The sequence below is a fragment of the Arthrobacter wenxiniae genome, assembly GCF_013376105.1.
Classification (GTDB): Bacteria; Actinomycetota; Actinomycetes; order Actinomycetales; family Micrococcaceae; genus Specibacter; species Specibacter wenxiniae.
This window is the reverse complement of record NZ_JAAMFM010000055.1, coordinates 1-4,646: the sequence shown is the minus strand read 5'-3', so window position 1 is coordinate 4,646 and position 4,646 is coordinate 1. Positions and strand designations below refer to the sequence as shown.

Sequence of the window (4,646 nt, the reverse complement as noted above, 5' to 3'; positions counted from 1 at the left end):
ATTGGGCTGTTCAGGACGTGATGACCTTGATGACGGCGGCTGATCAGTCGGGTCTTCCTGATCTTGATCTCGCATTCAGGCAGTCTGTCGACCTACCCGACATCCTAGATATACAAATGGCCCGGATTCAAAAAACCGCGGACATTTGCCAAGTATTGTATGGACGTCGCTGCAGAACCTCACCGCGTTCCAGTGCCGAGCAACCTCACGATGCCGGACCTGCACCGTCAGAGGGCGCTGAGGAATCGTCGTCCGCATTTACCCAAGCAAAAGCTGCCATTACTGTGTCCTCGTCAGTTCCGAGGATGCCCAGTCCCGTGCGCACGAGCGAGTAGAACTGCTCAACCCAAGAAGTAGCTAGCTCAACGTTGCCACCCGGGTTCAGAGACAGGCTAGGAATGAGGTGCATTCCGTGGAGAACATTCAGGCAAGGCTCCATCGCGTGCGTTTCGACTGACCACCATTCCGAGTGCGCTACCCCGCTAGCGAGGGAGTATGCCTGTCGGTAGAAATCCAACAGGCCGGCTTCGTCTGCCATCGCACGAATCGACTTGCCCTCAGCAAAGGTGTCGCGAGTATCAACTGTCCTGTGATCGAGCACGTCGTGATTGCGGCTGAGGCGCTGAAGCTCGTCAATGCTCTCTCGAAAGCCCTCGGTTCGCGCATCGTCAGGCAACTCATCTGAGATGCGTGCGTAGAGCTTCGCCTTCCCTGCTCCATATTCTTGGAACTGTCTATAGATGGCCGGATCCTGCCGTGCCATCCAGTGGAGGTAGATCTTTGTCTCCACCAACATGCGCCCGATATGCGCACCATGTTCCATGCACCAGAGATCGGGAGCCCCTAGCACCGCTATGACATCACGCCCTGCCCGGGACACAAGCCCGGAAATGACTTCCTGCCGTTCGTTCTCATACAGGTGGGCCGGGGCGGTCTCCAGCGCCTCGACGAAGCTGCTCATAACATCCATCGTGAACCCGCGCAGATTCTCGCCGCCCGCGGGCATGGAAGTCGGCACAGTTTGATCGGAGCGGACGGCTGATGCAGCTTGCCCGTCCGGTTCGCCGCCGGGCGATTCCGTGGGGCCGTCGTCGGGACTGTCGACGTCCCCCTTTCGAATACACCCGGATGTCATAGAGTTCGCTCCCCAGAACACACGTGCCCACTTGGTCGCTTCATCGAAGTGGTTCGGATCATCGACTTGCAGTATCGCTTTGTGTGCACCCCAGGAAGCACGCACTAGGGAATCTGATGCCCCTCGGTTGGCCAAGTCGCCCGGGTAATCTTTTAGAAGCTCGACCGTTCGAGCGTCAGCGCTGAAAGTTCCCGCATGGACCGCACTCCATGTCCGGAAGCACTTCAGGAGCGCCTCACGATGACCGTCCCGCAGGACTGAAAGCAGCGCATCGTGAATCAGTTCCAAGTCCGATTCCTTCGGTGGTGCGACCTCGATGTCACCGACAAGCCACGGTGCTGGGAGATAGGGGTACGAGGCCAGCGCGCTGCGGACGCCTCCAGAAAGCAGGCCATGTCGATTAGCCTCTTCGACGGCGATCTCGAATGCATCGGGGAACCTGACGGCTAGTGCGGCCAAGTGCGACAGCCGTCCATCCAACATCTCGGCGACCCACCGGACCTCTCCATGGTGAGAGAGACCCTCCTGCACAGCTTTCTGCCACTTCACGAACTGCCGAAAACTGTCATCTCCCTGCTCAGCCATTACGAGTGCTGGCCAGAGGAGATCCGGGAAATCGTCCTTGATCCAGTTCCCCACAGCCAGCATCCCAGTCGATGCGAGCGGGGTTTTGAACACGCGGCCCTTTCGCACATGGCCAGCCATAGGCCCTGAGTGTTGGTTTGGCGTAGAAATGCTCATATCAGGAATCTACCTGACTTGGTCCGACGCAGCTGACTGGTGAGCACCGCGCCTGCGCCTCCAATAATCCACAGGCCACTCCCCATACTCGAACTTCGCCCCACTAAGCCTTGCACCCCAACGTGCCGAAGAATCCAGACACAATCCCGTGTGACGTACCCGACCAGATAGTCTCCTGTAAAGGGTCGGCGCTGCCTAGCTAGCTACCGTCCCGTTGCAATATCGACCGAAGCGCCAAGAATATCAATGGGGGGAATCGTGGAAATTGAATCAATCACCGTCCAGGCCGACTACTGCTTCGGAGAGCAGCCACTACAGCTCCGTGAACTCAAGAAGGTCAACTTCATTTTTGCGCCGAATGGCGCAGGCAAATCCACAATCTCAAGCATGTTGGCCCGACAGCCCAGCGATGCGGCCCAAAGAACGAATTGGGATGTCGCACCTACGAATCTTCCGATTCGAGTATTCAACGAGGCTTACCGATCACGAGTCCTCACCGAGCATGTGAATGGCATATTCACCATGGGAGACACTTCAAAGACGATCAACGACCAAATCGACACCCTGAAGAGCGAAATCAGAGATCGCACCAGCGAACGCGATAAATGGAACAAAGAGATTGGTTCGGGCCCCGACGAGAACACCGCGAATGGCCTGCTTGGAGAGATAGAAAGCAACCGAGTTGCGGCTCGCAAATCGATCTTCAGTGCTCACAAAGATATTGACGAATCCGTAATTCCTATAGTTTTCGAGGGATATCGAAACAGTCAAGACAAGTTCTTTGACGAGGCGCGCAAACGTTTCGGCGAGATACAATCCTTGAACTCAGATGTTGACTGGGAGCCGATCAAGACACGCGCCCGAAGCTTGAGCAGTGGCAAAAAAGTACGTGTGAGGCTGCCCAGCATTACGACGGTCAGTTTGATATCAGCGGACGATGTCGCCGAGGTTGCCAGCAAGAGCTCGCACGGTCAAGGCGGAAACTTCGCAGAATTCATCCAGCATCTAAATAATGAAGACTGGGTTAGTAAGGGTCGAGACTACGTAGATGAAGCGCGAGGAAGGTGCCCGTTTTGTCAGAACCAAGTACCTGCAAATCTCGAGCATGACCTAGCTCAGTATTTCGAGGGCGGGTTCGATGCCGCACTTCAACGTTCGATCAGGATTGAAAGCATTGTAAATGCTAATGCCGCAAAGCTCGAAGGTGAGATCTCCGCATTAGAAATTGCGTTGACCGGGGACGCAGAAATCGCCGAAGAGGACTTCAACCCTGCGATCTCGCGTGTTCGCGACGCGGCGAAGCTCCTCATCTCTCAACTTCACGAGAGAAGTGCACACCCGACACAGCCGATCGCAGTTTCTGATGTCGATTCGGTTGTATCTGAACTTGCGCAGCTCGTTGATGATGAGAATGAAAAGATCGAGCAACATAAACAGATCGTTGAAAATGCCGGTGTTGAGCGCGGCAAACTCGTCAGCGACGGATGGGTTGCGTTCCTGTCCGGTACCGCCGTTAGTATCGAGATGAAAAAGTTCAACGGATTTGAGTTAAGAAAGCAAAAGGTCATCACCGGGCTGCGGACCAAAATCACGGAAAGCGAGGGACAGGACAGTCTAGCAAATTCGAAAATAGAGAACCTTCAGAAATCTATTTCTAACACGAGCGATGTCGCCGATAAGATCAACAAGCTGCTCACAGCGATGGGGTTCCACCGCTTCCGCCTAAGCAGCGCCGGTGAATCCAGCGGTGGCTATCGAATAGTTCGTGAAGATGACACCCCAGCATTTGATTCTCTGTCCGAAGGTGAGAAGTCCTTCATCTGCTTCGCCTACTTTTGGGAATCACTCTTTGGTAGCGAAGTGGCCAGCGGTGTACCTGAAGATGTTGTCGCAGTCATCGACGATCCGATCTCTAGCCTAGACAGTGACGCCCTTTTCATGATAGCCGCATACATCCGCGACGCCGCGAAGCTTGCAACAAAGGGAACCACCAACCTCCGCCAGCTAATAGTATTAACGCACAACACACAATTTCATCATGAGGCGGCCTACACTTCAGATCGAAACTCGCAAGAACGCCGCTATTTCAGGCTTGTGAAGGATCTGAGCGGGTTTACCACAGTCCGTGACGACAAAAATGAATCCAAGATCCGTGGCAGCTACGCCCTACTCTGGCATTCAGTTGTCGAAGCTGCGCGAACCGAAGACGAGTCAGATTTGGTACGGGTTGGCGTATTCAACATCGTTAGACGAATCCTCGAAGGGTACTTCAAGACGATAGGAAACGTAAAGGATTTTGATCGGCTCAAAGACGTATCGCCGACCGACGAGAGAATAGTCTCCCAATTTCATATCTGGGCCAACTCGGGATCGCACACCATTGCGGACGACATAGACCAGACCATCGACGTCGGGCGCACTAAAGACTTTCTCAGGTTGTTCAAACAGTATTTCGATATTCAGCGCCATGGGGCTCACTTTGACATGATGGTGGCAGCAAGTGGCGGTGAGAGTCTTTTGGAGTCAGATCAGCTGTTCGCTCGTTTATGAAAATTCCGGCCGTCCCTAACATTCAATGAACTCGACCGTACACCGATACGACGTGTCCGTCGCAGGAGAGAAATCGGTATCACCGACCATCTGATGTTGGGACCGACGCCAGAGAGGTGAGCCAAGATCTTGATAGTCGATGGTACAAAGGCGGCGCGTGGATTGACGCATACCGCTATATGGCCGCGCATCGTGCACAGTGGGAGTCCAGGGCCAGACT

At 54.5% G+C, this 4,646-nt stretch carries 2 protein-coding genes; one reads left to right on the top strand and one right to left on the bottom strand.

Annotated elements, in window-relative coordinates:
• Positions 1-205 precede the first annotated feature (205 nt).
• Positions 206-1,876, bottom strand: a complete 1,671-nt coding sequence (locus G6034_RS19255) for a DUF5677 domain-containing protein (RefSeq protein ID WP_176636712.1) — start codon at positions 1,874-1,876, stop codon at positions 206-208.
• Between the two features lie 258 nt (positions 1,877-2,134).
• Here G6034_RS19255 and G6034_RS19250 point away from each other — a divergent pair, with 258 nt between their 5' ends.
• A complete protein-coding gene (locus G6034_RS19250) occupies positions 2,135-4,426 on the top strand; it encodes an AAA family ATPase (protein ID WP_176636711.1) in 2,292 nt (763 codons plus the stop codon).
• Positions 4,427-4,646 lie beyond the last annotated feature (220 nt).